This is a genomic window from Ruegeria sp. SAZD011 (genome assembly GCF_059612545.1).
The window spans coordinates 19,067-35,063 of the sequence record NZ_JBXWQU010000036.1 but is presented as its reverse complement, the minus strand read 5'-3'; the positions used below and the strand labels follow the sequence as shown (position 1 = coordinate 35,063).

The following is a 15,997-nucleotide window of genomic DNA, read 5'->3' as shown; positions in this document are numbered from 1 at the left end:
AAAGCCCGATGCCTTGCGGCACCGGGCGTATGTCTTGAAAGAGCCTTTTGGCTGCCACCACTCACTCTAATCGCAGCCCTATTAGGCGTTCTACTCTAAAGAAATCCAGATTTGTGTCAATATGATACCCCTCGAAAACTTGGCAGCTAGCCTGTTGTGCTATAAAACTGTGCAAAAAGCCGCTCAGAAAAATCAGGACCACTTCCCCGAATGCAGACCCTCTCGAAGCTGGCGGAACTGCGCCGATTGTTGCACAGCATGGAACGTACACTTGGCCTGCAAGACCTGAGTCCGGTCGAGCGAGACATCTACTACGCAGCGAGCGAGCTGTCAGAAGATGACAGCCGGGTTCGTACCGTCGGTTTGATAGAACACGCACTTCTTGAAACGGTGTCGCGGCCAACTTTCTTCCGGGCGCTGAAATCTCTGGTCAACAAGGGATACCTTTCGCAATGCAGCACCATGAACCGGGGCTGCTATGTCGTCCGTTCTCCGGATAGCTGAGCCCGCACATGGGCACTAAAGAGGGCAGTTTAGGCCAGCTGGGGGTCGAAACGGCCGTGGTTTCGGGCGCATATTTTGCCGCGATCCTGCTAACCTTCGAACTTGTACTGCCCCTCCAGAGCCTGATCTTTCCCGAGTATTCGAGCCGGGCCAGCCTGCTGTTCCTGCCGCATGGGGTCCGCGTCCTTTCCGCTTGGCTGCTGGGATGGCGCGCGATCCCGGCCCTGCTGCCCGGGGTAATTGCCACATTTCTCTATGTCGGCGGCATGGATATCCTGCTGCCCAGCCGTCTGTTCGCCATAGCGATAGCAGTTGGCACGGTTCCCGCCTGCTTTCACCTGCTTCGGGCCCTCGGATTCGACCTGTTCCCGAACCGCATCCGCCCACCCTGCTGGCTGTGCGTGATGGGTGTGGGCATCGTGACCTCTCTGATTATCGCCAGCTTGACCAATCTTGCCTTTGGCAGCGATCCGGTCGAGGCAGTCGCCTATCTTATCGGCGATGTGTCGGGTTTGTTCTTCGGCATGCTGGCACTCCTCTATGCGTTTCGCGCCTTTGGTCGGCACCTCTGATCCCGCGCTGCACCCGCGAAATCATCACGAAATATTCGGTCCATTTCCCCGCCTTCCTCGCATTTTTGTTGCGCTGCATGTGCAAAATGATATGACCGGACGGACCAAGAGAGGATGTGATTCATGGCCCATGACGGACAGGACCCGATGACGATGACCACGCAAACCGTTCTTTTGCCCGACCTTCTCAGCCTGACCGGCGCGGCTCTTGCCCCGGTGGATGCGTTGTTCGAACGGGCCCGCGAAACCCTGCGCGACATGGTGAGCGAAGGCGGCCGCGTGTCGGGGGCCCTGCTTGATGCAAACCAGACAGCCGCGCATGGTCTGTCCTGGCTGGCCACCTATCAGCAATCGCTGCGCCAGATGCAGCGCTGGGCCGAAGCGTTGCAGGCCGAGGGCAAATTCGGCGAGATCGAACAGCTGATTCACCAGATCGCCTTTGGTGAATACCTTCACCAGCTTGCCGGCGGCATCCCGATGAACCAGGGCGAGGTCGTCCGGCTTCAGGATCTGGGCCTGGGCTGGGACGCCCTGTCGGGGTTCCAGGCCGCCGAAGTGCAGACCCTGATGGCGCAGGCCAACACCCAGGCCGCGCGCACTCGTCTGGTCGAGCTGATGCAGGAGCAGGCCGGCGCCACCATGTTCGGCGCCTCGGGTCTGGACGAAGAGCTGGAGATGATCCGCGACCAGTTCCGCCGCTATGCGGTGGAAAAGGTCGAACCCTTTGCCCATGACTGGCACCTCAAGGACGAGCTGATCCCGATGGAGGTGATCGAGGAACTGGCCGAGATGGGCGTGTTCGGCCTGACCATCCCCGAGGAATTCGGTGGCTTTGGTCTGTCCAAGGCCTCGATGGTGGTGGTCTCCGAGGAACTCAGCCGCGGCTATATCGGCGTCGGCTCGCTGGGTACCCGGTCCGAGATCGCCGCCGAGCTGATCATCGCGGGCGGCACCGAGGAGCAAAAGGCCAGCTGGCTGCCCCGCATCGCCAGCGCCGAGATCCTGCCCACTGCTGTCTTTACCGAGCCGAACACCGGTTCCGACCTTGGCAGCCTGCGTACCCGCGCGGTCAAGGACGAGAACGGCGATTACAAGGTCACCGGCAACAAGACCTGGATCACCCATGCCGCGCGCACCCATGTGATGACGCTCTTGGCGCGCACCGATCCCAACACCACCGATTACCGTGGTCTTTCCATGTTCCTGGCCGAAAAGACGCCGGGCACCGATGTCGACCCCTTCCCCACCCCCGGCATGACCGGAGGCGAGATCGAGGTTCTGGGCTATCGCGGCATGAAGGAATACGAGCTGGGCTTTGACGGGTTCCACGTCAAGGGCGAGAACCTGCTCGGCGGCGAAGAGGGCAAAGGCTTCAAACAGCTGATGGAGACCTTTGAAAGCGCGCGCATCCAGACCGCCGCCCGCGCCATCGGCGTGGCACAATCGGCGCTCGATATCGCCATGCAATACGCCCAAGACCGCAAGCAGTTCGGCCGCGCTCTCATTGCCTTCCCGCGTGTCGCCAACAAACTGGCGATGATGGCGGTCGAGATCATGATCGCGCGCCAGCTGACCTATTTCAGCGCCTGGGAAAAGGACCATGGCCACCGCTGCGACCTTGAGGCCGGGATGGCCAAGTTGCTGGGCGCCCGCGTGGCCTGGGCTGCGGCCGACAACGGCTTGCAGATCCATGGCGGTAACGGCTTTGCGCTGGAATACAAGATCAGCCGCGTACTCTGCGACGCGCGTATCCTGAACATCTTTGAAGGGGCCGCCGAGATTCAGGCTCAGGTGATCGCCCGCCGCCTGCTGGGCTGAGCCAACTTCAAAAGTTTGAAAAGCCCGGCCCAGCGCCGGGCTTTTTCGTTGCCTCAGGTCACCCGCAGGAACCCTGTCAGCCCGGTCTTTTGATGTTCGATCACATGGCAGTGGAACGCCCAGTCGCCCGGATTGTCGGCCACCAGAGCGATGTCGATCACCTCGTCCTTCAACAGCAGCATCGTATCGGTCCAGAGCGGCGGCAGGCTGCGCCGGTTCGACCCGATCGGCACGAATACCAGACCGTGCAGGTGGATCGGGTGCAGGTTGGGCGATTCGTTGCGCAGGCGTAAAACATAGCTCTTGCCGCGTTCCAGCACCGCCAGTGGCGCCGTGCCCGTCGCCCCATCACCAGCCCAGGGTGTGCGGTTGATCGACCAGAACGTATAGCCCAGCGTGCCGCAGAATCCGTCATTGGGCGCATTCCCCTCTGGCGTCCAGCCAAAGACAAACTCGTGCAGTTCGGCGCGGTCGAGGTCGGGCTGGGCCAGCGGGTTCCGTGCCAGCGGTTTCAACTCGGCCAGATCGCGCGCGGGACCAGAGCCGACAGCGCGCAGGCCGGCCATCAACCGGGGCGGCTGGCCGGGCAGATCGGCCATCAGGGCGACCTGCCGCCCCTCCTCCACCGGCATAGCCAGCGCCAGATCGACCCGTTGACCGGGCGCCAGCAACAGCGGCGCACCCGCGCGCGGCACCGGCAGTTCGACGCTGACCGGGTGCCCATCCCAGGCGATGATCCGGGCCATACCGCCATCGAGATAGAGCTTGTAGATCCGCGTCGTGTCGGTATTGACCACCCGCAGCCGCACCAAAGACCCGGCGCTGTGATCATAGACAGGCCCCTGCCGCCAGTTGGCGGTCTGCACATTGCCCATGGTACCGCCCCGCGCTGCGCCCCGCGCGGTAAAGGCCGGCAGGAAGGCATCCGCCGCGTCCAGCCGGAAATCGCGCAGATTTATGACCTCTTCACTGTCAAACCCCGGATCCTCGGCCTCGGCGATCACCATCACCCCGGTCAGGCCATAGGCCATCTGCTCCATGGTCATGCAATGCGGGTGATACCAATAGGTGCCCGCATCGGGCGGGGTGAAGGCATAGGCGAACCTCTCGTCCGGGCCGATCGGCATCTGGGTCAGATAGGGTACCCCGTCCATCGCGTTGGCGATCCTCAGCCCGTGCCAATGCATCGCGGTGTACTCATCCAGCGTGTTGCGGACAGTGAACCGCATCTCTTGCCCCTGCCGCCCGTACAGAACCGGCGGCGGCGCATCGGACGACAGGCTGACCATGCCCGCCGTCCGCTGGTGGCGCAGCTGGTAGGTCGCTTGCTGAACCACCAACTCCTGCACCCCGTGTGGGGCCATGGCGGATCCCAGATGCGCCAAGCCGGCGGCCCCCAACAGGGCGGCGCCTCCAAACAACAGATCGCGACGAAACATGCGACACCTCATTTCTGCAATTGGGAAAGAGGCCGGGCTGTCAGTTGGCTGGACCTGAGACACAGGCTGACATGGGACGGCACCGCCCGCAATGCGCCCTCTGGTCGCTAAAGGGCATTTGCCCTCTGGCGAGCGCGCGCAAAACCCTGTAGAGGATGCGACTTGCAACCAGGACCCGCCCATGACCACACGCGCCGGATTTGTCGCCCTGATCGGAGAGCCCAACGCGGGCAAATCGACCCTGTTGAACCGCATGGTCGGGGCCAAGGTGTCGATCGTCACCCACAAGGTCCAGACCACCCGCACGCGCATTCGTGGCGTCGCGATGGAGGGCGATGCACAGATCGTCTTTGTCGACACGCCGGGCCTGTTCCAGCCGCGCCGGCGGCTTGACCGCGCCATGGTTGCCGCCGCCTGGGGTGGCGCTGCGGATGCCGATATCGTGGTGCTGATGGTCGAGGCCCATCGCGGTATCACCGAAGGGGTCGAACGTATCCTCGAAGGGCTGACCGAGATCGCCAAGGGCCGTACCGTGGCGCTGGCCATCAACAAGATCGACCGGGTGCCCGCAGAAAAACTGCTGGGCCTGTCCGAGGCGCTGAACGCGCGGTTCGGGTTTGCCCGCACTTTCATGATTTCGGCCGAGCGTGGCCACGGGGTCGACGACCTGCGCAAATGGCTGGCGGCCGAACTGCCCGAAAGCCCCTGGCTCTATCCCGAGGATCAGATCGCTGATCTGCCTATGCGGATGATCGCAGCCGAGATCACCCGCGAGAAACTGACCCTGCGCCTGCATCAGGAACTGCCCTATCAACTGACCGTCGAGACAGAGAACTGGGAAGAGCGCAAGGACGGCTCGGCCCGGATCGACCAGGTGATCTATGTCATGCGCGACGGTCACAAGGGTATCGTGCTGGGCAAGCGCGGCGAAACCGTCAAGGCAGTGGGACAGGCGGCACGGGCCGAGCTGGAAGAGTTCCTGGACCGCAAGATCCACCTCTTCCTTCAGGTCAAGGTGCGGCCCAACTGGCTGGAAGAAGCCGAGCGCTATTCCGAGATGGGTCTCGATTTCAAGGACGGCAACTGAGCGGAACGGGCCGAGATTTTTCGTCGAAAAATCTCGCACGCCACCGAGGGGACTGTGCATGGCGAGGCTGACGGCGGATTTCTGGGTACATGCCTATCTGGCACGCCTGCGCCTGATGAATATCCCCGCCTATGTCATGTCGCATGGCGACGACACAGCCGGCGCAGTTCTGGTGAAGCTTAACACGCTTGACGGGCAGGCGGTGGCCTATCACCGCGAATACGATCTGATGAGCGGCGCGCGATCCTGGGCAGTTCTGACCAGCGGGCCGGAGTTCGAGGTCGATGCAGCGATCACCCGTCAGCGTGGCTTCGACCCCGATCTTTGGGTGATCGAGGTCGAAGACCGCGAGGGTCGCCATCTGCTGGATCAGGACGGGCTCTGACCCGTTTTCGCGGCACCGATCGGGGCGGCCGTGTCACCGAACCGGGGTCAGCCCGGACGGGATATCCTGATAACAGACGGGCCGCAGCCAGCGCCGGATCGACAGCGTTCCGACGGACGTATGTCCGAAATTCGTCGAGGCCGGGAAGGGCCCGCCGTGAACCATCGCATCGGCAACCTCGACACCGGTCGGAAATCCGTTCCAGATCAGTCGCCCGGCCTTGCGCTCCAGGATGCCGAACAGCGCACGCGCCTCGGCCTGGTCCTCCGGATCGCCATGAACCGTTGCCGTCAGTTGGCCCGAGAGCGACCGGGCCAGAGCCACGGCTTCCTCAGGATCGGCAACGGTGATTGCAAGCCCACCCGGCCCGAACGCCTCTTCGGCCATCTCCACATCGGCCAAAAAGGCATCGGCCTTCGTACGCAGCAATACCGGCCCCATATCCCGCCCTTCTTTGGCAACCGTGTTATGGCCCGTGACAACGCCCGATTTCTCTTCGAGCCGGGCAATGCTGACGCGGAAGCCTTGGGCGATCGTATCGCTCAGCATGCACTGCGACGGTGTCTCAGCCAGTGCCTCGACGGCGGTTTGCAGGAACCGTTCGGCAATCTCGCCTGCCGGCAAGATCACGAGACCAGGCTTGGTGCAGAACTGGCCTGCACCTTGCGTCAGGGATGCGGCCCAAGCGCGCGCGATCTCGGCACCACGGCGCAGCCCCGCCCCGCGCAGCACGAACAGCGGGTTGACCGATCCCAATTCACCGTAGAACGGGATGGGCTCCGGGCGCGCCGCACAAAGATCGAACAACGCTCGTCCCCCGGCGGTCGAACCGGTAAAGCCCACGGCCCGCACCAAAGGATGCGTGACGAGCGCCGTACCGGTCATACGCGTCGCGCTTTGCAACAGGGCAAAGGTACCCGGCGGCAGTCGCTCGGCCTTGCGGGCGGTGTCGACCGCGTCGGCGACAATTTCCGATGTCGCCGGATGGGCCTGGTGGGCCTTGACGATCACCGGGCACCCGACGGCCAGAGCACTGGCCGTATCCCCGCCCGCGACCGAAAAGGCCAGCGGGAAATTCGACGCCGCGAATACCGCGACCGGGCCCACCGGGCGCTGGATCAACCGCAGGTCGGGGCGAGGCGGGTTGCGCGTTGGCAAGCCCGGATCGTGCCGCTCGTCCAGCCAGCCACGCGTCAGAACATGCTGCGCAAACAGGCGCAGCTGGCCGGTGGTGCGTGCGAACTCGGCCCTGATCCGGGCCTCGGGAAGGCCCGTTTCCGCGCATGCGATCACAGTGATCCGTTCTTCTCGCGCCCTCATCTCGGCGGCGATCCGGTCAAGAAACCGCGCGCGGTGCTGCGCGGTCGTGGCTGCGAACGCGGCAAATGCGTCCTCTGCGGCACGCGCCGCCCCGTCCACCTCTGCGGAGGTCGCAGAGGTGAATCGACGCGCTGCGCCGCTGGCCGGTTCAGACAGGAACTCCTCGCCCTGTCCGGCAAGCCAGCCACTGCCGATCAGCTGGCCACCGATCTGGTCATCGCGCAGGGCCACGGTTTAGACCGGGAACCAGTTGCGTTTGGGCAGGCTCGAAACCACCGGCCCCGGCACCTGCATGTCCAGACGCCCGGCGATCTGTTTGCCGACCACCTTGGCTGGCTTGTCATGTACCATCAGCAGGAAATCCGAACTGTTCAGCAGCTTCTTGATCGCCGCCTTCTCGGCCCGCTTGCTCCCGGCATGGTTGCCGGTCACCTGCGGTTCGTGATCCTGCGTCTGGCGGTAGGGCTCGACGATCTGGGTGTTGATGTCATAGATCACGTCGCCGCAAATCGTGGCACGACCCTCGGCGGTCTGCACATGCACATTCATCGACCCTTCGGTATGGGCATTCGCCGCCTCAAGCGTCACGCCAGGGATCAGTTCGATCTCGCCGGTCAGTTCCAGGTCCTCGAACCGCAACGCACCGGGGGTGTGAATACGTTCCACGAGGTGCTGAATGTCCGGCATCGGGTATTGCGGGTGCATCAACCCCGAGACCGAACATTCCATCTCGCGCCGGTTCACCACGACCGTCGTGTTCATCGGGAACTTGTCGTCCTTGCCTGCGTGATCGATATGCAGATGGGTGTGGCAGATATAGCGAATATCGCCGGGTTTCAGACCATGCTTGGCCAGCTGGTTCTCGATCATGTTCTCGTGAAACTGCAAGCCGCGCATGCCCAGCGACTCCATGATCGCATTGTCGCGATAGCCGGTATCAACCAGCACCGGGTGGCTGCCACCCAGGATCAGGAAGCCGTAGACCGGCACCCGCTTGACCCGGCCGCACTCGTGACCGAGCACCAGGAAGCTCGATTCAAGCTCGATATCGCCATAGTCCAGAACCTTGATTTCCAACGCCATTGGTAGTCCTCCTTGATGGATCGTTCGTATGTCAGTTGATCGGTTTGTCGTGTTGAACCGAGAGATGGGCGGCCAGACCATGCAGTCCGGCGGGAATGTATCCATCGCCGAACCAGACCCGGATCCGGTCCGACCAGTCCGGCGCCCCGTCCGCCCGAAGTTCCCAGCGCAGAACCGCGCCGTCGGTCGCCGTCACTCCGAAGACCGTCAAAGCCTGCCACATCAGCGACAGCGGGACCGGGGCAGTCCGGGTCAGTATTTCCAGGCGACGATCACGCTCCGCGAAAGCGATCAGTTCTTCTTCCATGCTCAGCCCGTCTCGCGTCGCGACATGGCGGATGGCACCCACGCGGGCACGCGGCGCGTCCACCGAGCGGCTGGACTGGACAGCGGGATGCCAAAGCGCCAGATCGCCCAGAGAACACAACATTTGCCAGACCTGATCGGCCGGAGCCGGATAGGCGGCGGAACGGATCACCCGGATCATGTTGTCAGCCCCCGCTCCAATGCGGTCAGACCGGGCCGGAACACCTCGTCAACCATGAACCGGCTGGTTTTGTCATGGCTGGTCGTTGGACAGTTAAACTCTGCCGACCAGCCGACGAAGCTTCCGCCACCCTCGGTTACGGGGATCACCCTCAACTCGGCAAGGTGATCCGTCAGCGCGAAAGGCGCTTCGAGGATCGTGTAGGCCAGCGTAAGATCGTAATCCGACAGCGCGACAAGCTGTTCACGAAACGCGCCACCGTCGCGGACGACCAGTTGCCGGACCGCACCGACCTGATCGCCCCGGCAGCCATCCTCGACCGCGCATTGGACGACGCCGGGCAGCCACCGATGCAATCCGCCAAAGTCGCGCAAGACCTGCCAGATACGGTCCGATGGCGCCTTGAGGATCGCCGAATAAAAGACCCGTGGCATGATTATTCCTTGCCCTTCCGGGCGTCACCCGAGTCTTTGTTCGTCTTCGCCTCCCGACGTTCGTCCTGCACGATGCGGTTCAGGTCCGAGGCCTCGCGCAGAAGCCCGCCCTGACGTGCGATATTGGCGCCGTCGATGCCGATATCGGCCAGCAGGCTGTCGACCAGCGGCGCCTGCACCCGATAGCGCAGAGCCGAATTGATCACTTCATCGGTCGGGCTGCCGCTGTTGCCGGTGCCGGCGCCGTTCGCCCCGATGCCATCCAGCTGCATAATCCTGATATCATTGATCTTTTCCATTGGCTTGACCGAAGCGGCAACGATACCCTCGACATGTTCAAGCAGCTTGCGACGGAACAGGGACATCCGCGCCGGGTCGCTCAGGACATTCTCGGCCTCGTTCATCAGGCGTTGAGCTTCGGCCTCGACGGCGCTGCGGATCTTGGCCGCTTCGGCTGCCAGCCGGGCCTCCTGAGCGGCCTTTTCCGCCATGAGAACGTCGATGCTGCTCTTACGGCGGGCGGCTTCGGTTTCCCGGGCGGTCAGCACCTGTTCGGATGCCTCGACGGCACGGGCCTTGGCCAGTTCTGCCTCGGCGCGGGCGGCGGATTCCTCAAGCGATTTCTGGAACAGGATGATGGCCTTTTCCATATTGGCCGCTTCGACGGCCTTCTCGCGACCGATTTCCAGTTGCCGGCGTTCGGTTTCGTGACCAATGCGCGCCTCGTCCAGGCCACGTTCCGACGCGATGCGCGCGCGCTCGATCTCTTCGTGGCTTGCAATCTCGGCTTCGCGCAAAGATTGATGACGAGCGATCTCCAGCTGTTCCAGCGCCCGCCGCCGTTCCAGCCGCGCGGCCTCCAATGTCTTTTCGCGTTCGACCTCGGCCGATTCCACGACAGAGCGGGCCGAGACTTCGGCACGGCGCCATTTTGCATCGGCTTCGGCCTTGGCGCTGCGCTTGGCCGACAGTTCCACCTCGCGGACGATCTCGGCGGTCTCGACCTCTTCGCGGCTGCGGATGTTGGTGATCTCGCGCTCCTGCTGGCTGGCGATACGCTCCTGTTCCAGTGCCAGTTCCGTGGCGATCCGCTTGCGCTCGACCGTTTCGCGCTGCGCGATGACGGCGCTATCCAGGGTCTCGTCTCGGGCGATCTCGCGGGTCCGGGTTGCCTCTTCGGTCGAAATGCGGCGTGCGGCCAGTTCCGCAGCTTGCGCAATACGCGCCGCTTCGAGCGCCTCTTCGGCGGCGACCCGCGCTGCGTCGATTGCCTTGTTCCGCTCGATTTGCATATGATCGGTCTCGGCGGTGGCCAGGATCCGTTCGGCTTTCACTGCCTTTTCAACGGCAATGCGCTCCGCCTCTATCGCCTTGCGCATCATCAGCGCAGCCTGTTCATTGGCCTGCTCACGCTCGATCTCGCGGGTTCGCAACTCTTCTTCGACCGCAATTCGCTTGGCTTCGACCGCCTTGCGTTGTGCGATACGGGCCGCGTCCAGCGCCTCGTCGGCAGCAATGCGCGCCTCGTCCACCGCGCGGTTGCGCGCGATCTCGTTGCTGCGGGTTTCGCTGTCCGCCTCGATCCGCGCGGCATCTATCGCCTTGCGCTGCGCGATGCGTTCCGCCTCGACGGCCTTGTTGGCGGCAATCTCGGCCTCTTCGACCAGGCGCTTGCGTTCGATTTCCAGCGCGCGCACGCGCTGGTCCTCGCTAATCCGTATTTCGCTGATCTTGGCCTGCTGGGCGATGCGTTGCCTTTCAGTCGCTTCCTGCGCGGCGATTTCAGCGGCTTCCAGCGCTTCGCTGCGCGCGATTTCCAGCGCCTTGATCTCTTGCTCGTGGGCAATCCGCGACGCTGTCAGGCTGCGGTCCTGTGCAAGTCGCGCCTGTTCGGTCGCTTCGCGGGCCTCGATTTCGGCCGCGTCGATCTGCCGGTTCCGGTCGATCTCTTGGCTGCGGATGGCGCGTTCGGTCGCGATCCGGGCCGTCTCGGTCGCCTCTCGGGCGGCAATCCGGGCATTCTCGGCCTCGGTTTCGCGCTCGGCGCGCTCACGGGCAATCTCGGCCTGTTGCAGGGCGCGGCGCAGCTCTATCTCGCGCTCCTGTTCCAGCCGCGCGTGCTCGCTTTCGCGGTCGATATTCAAGGCCTCGCGTTCAGCCGCCAGGTTGCGGTTGCGGATCTGGATCATCGCGCTTTGCTCGATGTCGTTGCGCAACCTGCGCTTTTCCTCGATATCGCGGATCAGTGCGGTCATGCCCTCGGCATCGAACCTGTTGGAGGGATTGAAGAACTCGAGCCCTGCTTGGTCGATGTCCAGGATGGCCACCGTTTCCAGCTCAAGCCCGTTGAACCGCAAGTCCTCTTGCACGGTTTCCTTGATCCGTTTGACGACGGTATGGCGCTGTTCCTGCAAAGTGACCAGATCAAGCTCGGCCACGACAGAACGCAGCGCACTTTCGAACTTGCCCTCCAGAAGCCCCTGAACCTCTTCGCGGTTCAGCGTTCTGCGACCCAGCCGGCTTGCCGCGATGGATACCGACTCGCGATCCGGCGCAACACGGACAAAGAAGTCCGCCTCGACATCGACCCGGACGTGATCATGCGAGATCACCGCCGCTTCCCGGGTGCGGCTGATGCGCAGCGCCAGCGTGTTCATGTTGACGGGCGTGATGTCGTGGATGATCGGCCAGACGAAGGCACCACCATCCACAACCACCTTTTCACCCAGGAAACCCGTGCGCACAAAGGCGGTTTCCTTGGTCGAGCGGCGATAGAGCCAGTGCATGACCCAGTAGATGATGGCGATCACGATGACCGCAACGATCAGCCATAGGATTAGCTGAGCGATGATTTGTCCGGCTTCCATTTCATATCCTCCCTGGAGGTACGGGCGGTGTCGCCGCCCCGGCATTGTCTTGTTTTGTGGTGATGATCGGGCTCATGGCGCGCTTGCCCCATAGACGGAGGCGACCGCGGATCGGCGGCCCGGCGTGTCACCCTTCAGCCTCTCGTCAAGGGCGCGGGCCAGATACTGCATTGTCTCGCTGCTCGACGCGGCGCCGGGTGAACGCACAAGCTTGCGCTGCCCGCTTTCCTCGAAAACCGAGACAAACGCGTCGCCTGTCCAGAATGCGGGGCTGCCTTGCGGGGCTGCCGGTACAATCACCGTAATCCTGCCGGTGCTCGCATTCAGCGCAGCAGCATAGCTCCGCCCGACGGTTTCGGCCTCGGCCCGGACCGACTTGCGGATCGATATGCCCGGTCCATCCGACCGATGCGCATAGATCAGGTCGCCACCACCGAGGACCGAAACATATGGGCAATCTGCGGTGCAAAGCTCCTCGATCCGGTCAGGAACCGTGTCAATCACGCCGCCGAGCATCTGCGCTGCGATATCGGACTGATCCAGATCGATGACCGCTTTTACAACACCAGACGCGATGGCAAGTTTGAGTTCGTCCACCCCCGCCCGTGTCGGCGCGTAGGTGACACAGCGGTGATTAAGCCCCAGCATCGCCGTAACGGACGCGGCACGCGCTCCGCCCGCCAAGCCCGAAATCAGCGCGACATGGCCAGCCACGCGCGCCCCAAGGTCTCCTGCGACGACGGGGGCGAGCAGTTCCGCCATGGCCTGGGCTCCGGCGCGAACCGCGCGTGTGAGACCCGCGTCGCCATCGGCCGGAAACACCAGCAACCGACCGCCGGTTACCATGGTCAAAAGATCGCTCGACGCCGCCGGTGCGACCACCAGAACCGGCACCTGTCCAAGCGTCGCGATGATCCGGGGCACGATGATCGCCGCCTCGCCAAGGTCGAGAATGGCAAGAACACCTTCGACGCCGGGCCGGGCTGTCAGGAAACGCTCCAGCGCCTCGGCGACGCCAAGTCGTGGGTCGGGTGTCACCCCGTCATGGATGCCGGCGGCACCCCTTGGATGCCAGGCCGCAAGCTGATGGGCGGGGACATCCGCCAACGACGCCGGGTCGGCCGCTGTAGATATATCGACCGTGGTGACCTTGTGTCCCGCGTCCCGCAACAGCGCGCGGGTCGTCCGTATTTCGGTGGCGGTCCGGCTCATCGCACCCAGCACGAGAATGCCCGGCTGGTCGGGTTCGGTGCCACGGGCGATGGGCTTGTTGCCCGCCCCCTCGATCGAGGACCACCGTGTGATCTGCGGGATCGGATGGCTTGCTGCCTGGTATTGCTGGATCAGCGAGCCGACCTGCATATCGCTTTGGGTCGGTTCGGCATCCGAATCCTCGTCATGGGCATGTTGACCGACGCCCAGAAGACGTTGTTGAAGGTCGCGGTCGGCCGCCAGATCACGCGAGGGAACGATCCGGCTGACCCGCCCATTGACCATGACTGCCACGGTCTCGGCCACGCTGGTGGCTACGCCGATGTTCTGCTCGATTACCAGAACGTCGATATCACCCTCGGCGGCGAGCTTCAGCAGCATGTCCTCGACATGCGAGACGATGACCGGCGCCAGCCCCTCGGTCGGCTCGTCCATGACCAGAAGCCTTGGGTTGAGCAACAACGCCCGCCCGATTGCCAGCATCTGCTGTTCCCCGCCCGAAAGCTGTGCGCCACCATTCGACTTGCGCTCGGCGAGGCGCGGGAAACTGTCGTAGATCCGTTCGATGGTCCAGGCGCCACCGCTTCGCGCCACGAGGCGCAGATGCTCGTCCACCGTCAGTGACCGCCACAGCCTACGCCCTTGCGGCACATAACCGACCCCCATGCGCGCGATTTCCGCCGGTGACTTGCCATTGAGGACCTGCCCGCCGAAACTGATCGTACCCGAACTGGCGGGTTCCAGACCCATGATCGCCTTGCAAAGGGTCGTCTTGCCCATGCCGTTGCGCCCGACAACGGACAGCACTCCGCCATTCAGGCCCAGGTCCACGCCCTGCAAGGCGTGGCTGGCGCCGTAATATACGTTGAGTCCCTTGATCTCGAGAGCGGGCGCCGATGCTTTGCGTCCGTCACTCATGGCCACCTCCAAGATAGAGCGCCTGTACCTCGGGATCGTTCTCAATCTCTTCGGGCAACCCTTCCTTGAAGATGCGCCCGTTGTGCATCATCGTGACCCGCTCGGCCACGCGCAGCGCCACGTCCATGTCATGCTCGATGATGACGAATCCGATATGCCTCGGCAGGCCGGTTAGAATGTCGACCAGATCCCGCCGTTCGGTCGGTGAAAGGCCGGCCGCCGGTTCATCGAACAGGATCAGCCGCGGCGCACCTGCAAGCGCCAGTGCGATCTCCAACTGACGCTGCTGGCCATAGGCCAGGACAGCAACCGGCGTATCGATCAGATCGCTCAAATGCACCGCGGCAATCAGGTCCTCGGTGGCTTGCATCAGGCTGTCATCTGCCCTTGGCCGCAAGAACGAATACCGCCCCCGCGATACACCCCGGCACGCAAGATAAACATTGTCCCTAACGGTCAACCCGTTAAAGAGAAGCGATATCTGATAGGTTCTCCGCAATCCCCGGCGGATACGCTCCTGCGCCGGAAACTGGGTGACATCCTCGCCGAACATGCGGATCCGGCCGCTGCTCGGCAGGAAATCTCCGGTGATGCAGTTGAACAGCGTGGTCTTGCCCGCCCCGTTCGACCCCAGAACGGCCCGGCGTTCCCCGGGCTTTATCGCCAGGTCGATCTCACTAAGAGCGGCCAGCGCACCGAAGAGTTTGGACACTCCACTCAACTCAAGCGCATGGGCCGAAGCTGTGTTGCTGACCGCGACCGCAGCTTGTTCCAATCCGGTTTCACTCATTGTTTCGCCCCCCCTGGCCGCGCATCATGTCGTCACGGGCCATCCGCGCTCTCCACCGCTCCCAAAGGCCCAGAATTCCATCCGGCGAGGCGAACACCACGATCAGGAAGATCGCGCCGATCAGCATCTTGTAGCGTTCGCCCGAAGCGCCGATGGCGCGCAGCAGATCGGGCGCGAAAGTCGCCAGAAGCACGAACAGAAACGCCCCCAGGAATGGACCGCTGGGCCGGCTGAGCCCGCCGATCACGGCGATGATCAGGATGTCGAAGGTTGCATGGATCCCTGCCGTGCCCGGCGCGATCTGGGCATTCTGCCAGACCAGCAGAATGCCTCCGATCGAGGCCAGAACTGACGCGAACGCATAGGCCGCCACCCGATGCGCGGTGACATTGAAGCCCAGCGCCGCCATGCGACGGGGGTTGTCACGGACCCCTTGGAGGGCCAGCCCAAACGGTGCGCGGGAGACATATGCCACCAGCAGGTAGCAAAGCCCGGCGATGCCAAGGGTCAGGTAGTAGAAGGCGACAGGTTGACGCCAATCCACCCCGAACAGCGCCGGCGGCAGAACCAGGTTGAAACCGGTATACCCGTTGAAGATCGTATAGTTCTGGCGGGTGAAATAGTAGAAGGCCGAGGCCATCGCGAGCGTGATCATGATGGTGTAGATGCCCTCGGTCCGAACCGCCAACAGCCCCACCAGCGCGCCGAACAGCGTCGCGATTGCGATCGCCACCGGCAGCACGAACCACCATGGCAGGCCGAGGCTGATTGCGGTGCCGCTTTCGCCGAACAACGCCACCATGTAACCCGCAAGCCCGGCCACCGACATCTGGATCAGGCTGACCATGCCGCCATAGCCCGCAAGGAACATCAGCGACAGCGCCACGATGCCCAGGATGAAACTCCAGCCAAATATCTGGAACAGGAAGAAATCATTGGCGACCAGTGGCATCACCAGCAGGATCAGCAGCACCGCCCAGGACCGGCCAGGAACGGCCGCGACGCGGTCGACAATCCACAGCCACCAACGCGGCGCTTGCGGATTGGCCAGGGTATCCGGACGAAGGTTCGATGACATCGC

14 protein-coding genes are annotated in these 15,997 nt (G+C 63.3%); 5 read left to right on the top strand and 9 right to left on the bottom strand.

What is annotated here, in order from left to right; all coding sequences use genetic code 11:
• Nucleotides 1-210 precede the first annotated feature (210 nt).
• From AC2FLM_RS18365 to AC2FLM_RS18355, 3 genes are all read left to right on the top strand, one after another.
• Nucleotides 211-504: a hypothetical protein gene (locus AC2FLM_RS18365; RefSeq protein WP_234145641.1), complete on the top strand. Its 294-nt coding sequence runs from the start codon at nucleotides 211-213 to the stop codon at nucleotides 502-504.
• Between the two features lie 8 nt (nucleotides 505-512).
• Entirely contained in the window at nucleotides 513-1,076 is a 564-nt protein-coding gene (locus AC2FLM_RS18360) for a hypothetical protein (RefSeq protein WP_496859417.1), read from the top strand.
• Between the two features lie 123 nt (nucleotides 1,077-1,199).
• On the top strand, nucleotides 1,200-2,894 hold the full coding sequence (locus AC2FLM_RS18355) for an acyl-CoA dehydrogenase family protein (protein ID WP_496859416.1): 1,695 nt from the start codon (nucleotides 1,200-1,202) through the stop codon (nucleotides 2,892-2,894).
• Nucleotides 2,895-2,947: 53 nt separating this feature from the next.
• On the opposite strand, the gene AC2FLM_RS18350 is transcribed toward AC2FLM_RS18355, so the two are convergent.
• Nucleotides 2,948-4,333, bottom strand: coding sequence for a multicopper oxidase family protein (locus AC2FLM_RS18350; RefSeq protein WP_496859415.1), 1,386 nt, complete (start codon nucleotides 4,331-4,333; stop codon nucleotides 2,948-2,950).
• Between the two features lie 181 nt (nucleotides 4,334-4,514).
• Here AC2FLM_RS18350 and era point away from each other — a divergent pair, with 181 nt between their 5' ends.
• Both era and AC2FLM_RS18340 read left to right on the top strand, forming a co-directional pair.
• A complete protein-coding gene (era, locus tag AC2FLM_RS18345; RefSeq protein ID WP_496859414.1) occupies nucleotides 4,515-5,420 on the top strand; it encodes a GTPase Era in 906 nt (301 codons plus the stop codon).
• Nucleotides 5,421-5,478: 58 nt separating this feature from the next.
• Nucleotides 5,479-5,805 carry a DUF1491 family protein gene (locus AC2FLM_RS18340; RefSeq protein ID WP_234221921.1) on the top strand — a complete coding sequence of 109 codons (327 nt, stop codon included), beginning with the start codon at nucleotides 5,479-5,481 and terminating at the stop codon, nucleotides 5,803-5,805.
• A 33-nt stretch (nucleotides 5,806-5,838) separates the two neighbouring features.
• Here AC2FLM_RS18340 and AC2FLM_RS18335 read toward each other — a convergent pair whose 3' ends face one another.
• The 8 genes from AC2FLM_RS18335 to AC2FLM_RS18300 form a co-directional block, all read right to left on the bottom strand.
• Nucleotides 5,839-7,356, bottom strand: coding sequence for an aldehyde dehydrogenase (NADP(+)) (locus tag AC2FLM_RS18335; protein WP_496859413.1), 1,518 nt, complete (start codon nucleotides 7,354-7,356; stop codon nucleotides 5,839-5,841).
• Between the two features lie 3 nt (nucleotides 7,357-7,359).
• The gene (locus AC2FLM_RS18330) at nucleotides 7,360-8,208 is read right to left on the bottom strand and encodes an N-acyl homoserine lactonase family protein (RefSeq protein WP_496859412.1); all 849 of its coding nucleotides are present in this window, start codon (nucleotides 8,206-8,208) and stop codon (nucleotides 7,360-7,362) included.
• A 31-nt stretch (nucleotides 8,209-8,239) separates the two neighbouring features.
• Nucleotides 8,240-8,695, bottom strand: coding sequence for an SRPBCC family protein (locus AC2FLM_RS18325; RefSeq protein ID WP_496859411.1), 456 nt, complete (start codon nucleotides 8,693-8,695; stop codon nucleotides 8,240-8,242).
• A complete protein-coding gene (locus tag AC2FLM_RS18320; RefSeq protein ID WP_234221924.1) occupies nucleotides 8,692-9,129 on the bottom strand; it encodes an SRPBCC family protein in 438 nt (145 codons plus the stop codon). The genes AC2FLM_RS18325 and AC2FLM_RS18320 overlap by 4 nt, the downstream gene beginning before the upstream one ends.
• 2 nt (nucleotides 9,130-9,131) lie before the next feature.
• Complete coding sequence (locus AC2FLM_RS18315) at nucleotides 9,132-11,996, bottom strand: flotillin family protein (protein ID WP_496859410.1); 2,865 nt, start codon at nucleotides 11,994-11,996, stop codon at nucleotides 9,132-9,134.
• 72 nt (nucleotides 11,997-12,068) lie between these two features.
• Nucleotides 12,069-14,126: an ATP-binding cassette domain-containing protein gene (locus AC2FLM_RS18310; protein ID WP_496859409.1), complete on the bottom strand. Its 2,058-nt coding sequence runs from the start codon at nucleotides 14,124-14,126 to the stop codon at nucleotides 12,069-12,071.
• Entirely contained in the window at nucleotides 14,119-14,916 is a 798-nt protein-coding gene (locus AC2FLM_RS18305) for an ABC transporter ATP-binding protein (RefSeq protein ID WP_496859408.1), read from the bottom strand. Before AC2FLM_RS18305 ends, AC2FLM_RS18310 begins: the two co-directional genes overlap by 8 nt.
• Nucleotides 14,909-15,994: a branched-chain amino acid ABC transporter permease gene (locus AC2FLM_RS18300; protein ID WP_234145654.1), complete on the bottom strand. Its 1,086-nt coding sequence runs from the start codon at nucleotides 15,992-15,994 to the stop codon at nucleotides 14,909-14,911. The genes AC2FLM_RS18305 and AC2FLM_RS18300 overlap by 8 nt, the downstream gene beginning before the upstream one ends.
• Nucleotides 15,995-15,997: the final 3 nt, after the last annotated feature.

Bases quoted from the DNA above. Each gene is read 5' to 3' on its own strand.
- AC2FLM_RS18365 (WP_234145641.1), top strand. From the start codon at position 211: ATGCAGACCCTCTCGAAGCTGGCGGAACTGCGCCGATTGTTGCACAGC.
- AC2FLM_RS18360 (WP_496859417.1), top strand. From the start codon at position 513: ATGGGCACTAAAGAGGGCAGTTTAGGCCAGCTGGGGGTCGAAACGGCC.
- AC2FLM_RS18355 (WP_496859416.1), top strand. From the start codon at position 1,200: ATGGCCCATGACGGACAGGACCCGATGACGATGACCACGCAAACCGTT.
- AC2FLM_RS18350 (WP_496859415.1), bottom strand. From the start codon at position 4,333: ATGTTTCGTCGCGATCTGTTGTTTGGAGGCGCCGCCCTGTTGGGGGCC.
- era (WP_496859414.1), top strand. From the start codon at position 4,515: ATGACCACACGCGCCGGATTTGTCGCCCTGATCGGAGAGCCCAACGCG.
- AC2FLM_RS18340 (WP_234221921.1), top strand. From the start codon at position 5,479: ATGGCGAGGCTGACGGCGGATTTCTGGGTACATGCCTATCTGGCACGC.
- AC2FLM_RS18330 (WP_496859412.1), bottom strand. From the start codon at position 8,208: ATGGCGTTGGAAATCAAGGTTCTGGACTATGGCGATATCGAGCTTGAA.
- AC2FLM_RS18325 (WP_496859411.1), bottom strand. From the start codon at position 8,695: ATGATCCGGGTGATCCGTTCCGCCGCCTATCCGGCTCCGGCCGATCAG.
- AC2FLM_RS18320 (WP_234221924.1), bottom strand. From the start codon at position 9,129: ATGCCACGGGTCTTTTATTCGGCGATCCTCAAGGCGCCATCGGACCGT.
- AC2FLM_RS18315 (WP_496859410.1), bottom strand. From the start codon at position 11,996: ATGGAAGCCGGACAAATCATCGCTCAGCTAATCCTATGGCTGATCGTT.
- AC2FLM_RS18310 (WP_496859409.1), bottom strand. From the start codon at position 14,126: ATGAGTGACGGACGCAAAGCATCGGCGCCCGCTCTCGAGATCAAGGGA.
- AC2FLM_RS18305 (WP_496859408.1), bottom strand. From the start codon at position 14,916: ATGAGTGAAACCGGATTGGAACAAGCTGCGGTCGCGGTCAGCAACACA.
- AC2FLM_RS18300 (WP_234145654.1), bottom strand. From the start codon at position 15,994: ATGTCATCGAACCTTCGTCCGGATACCCTGGCCAATCCGCAAGCGCCG.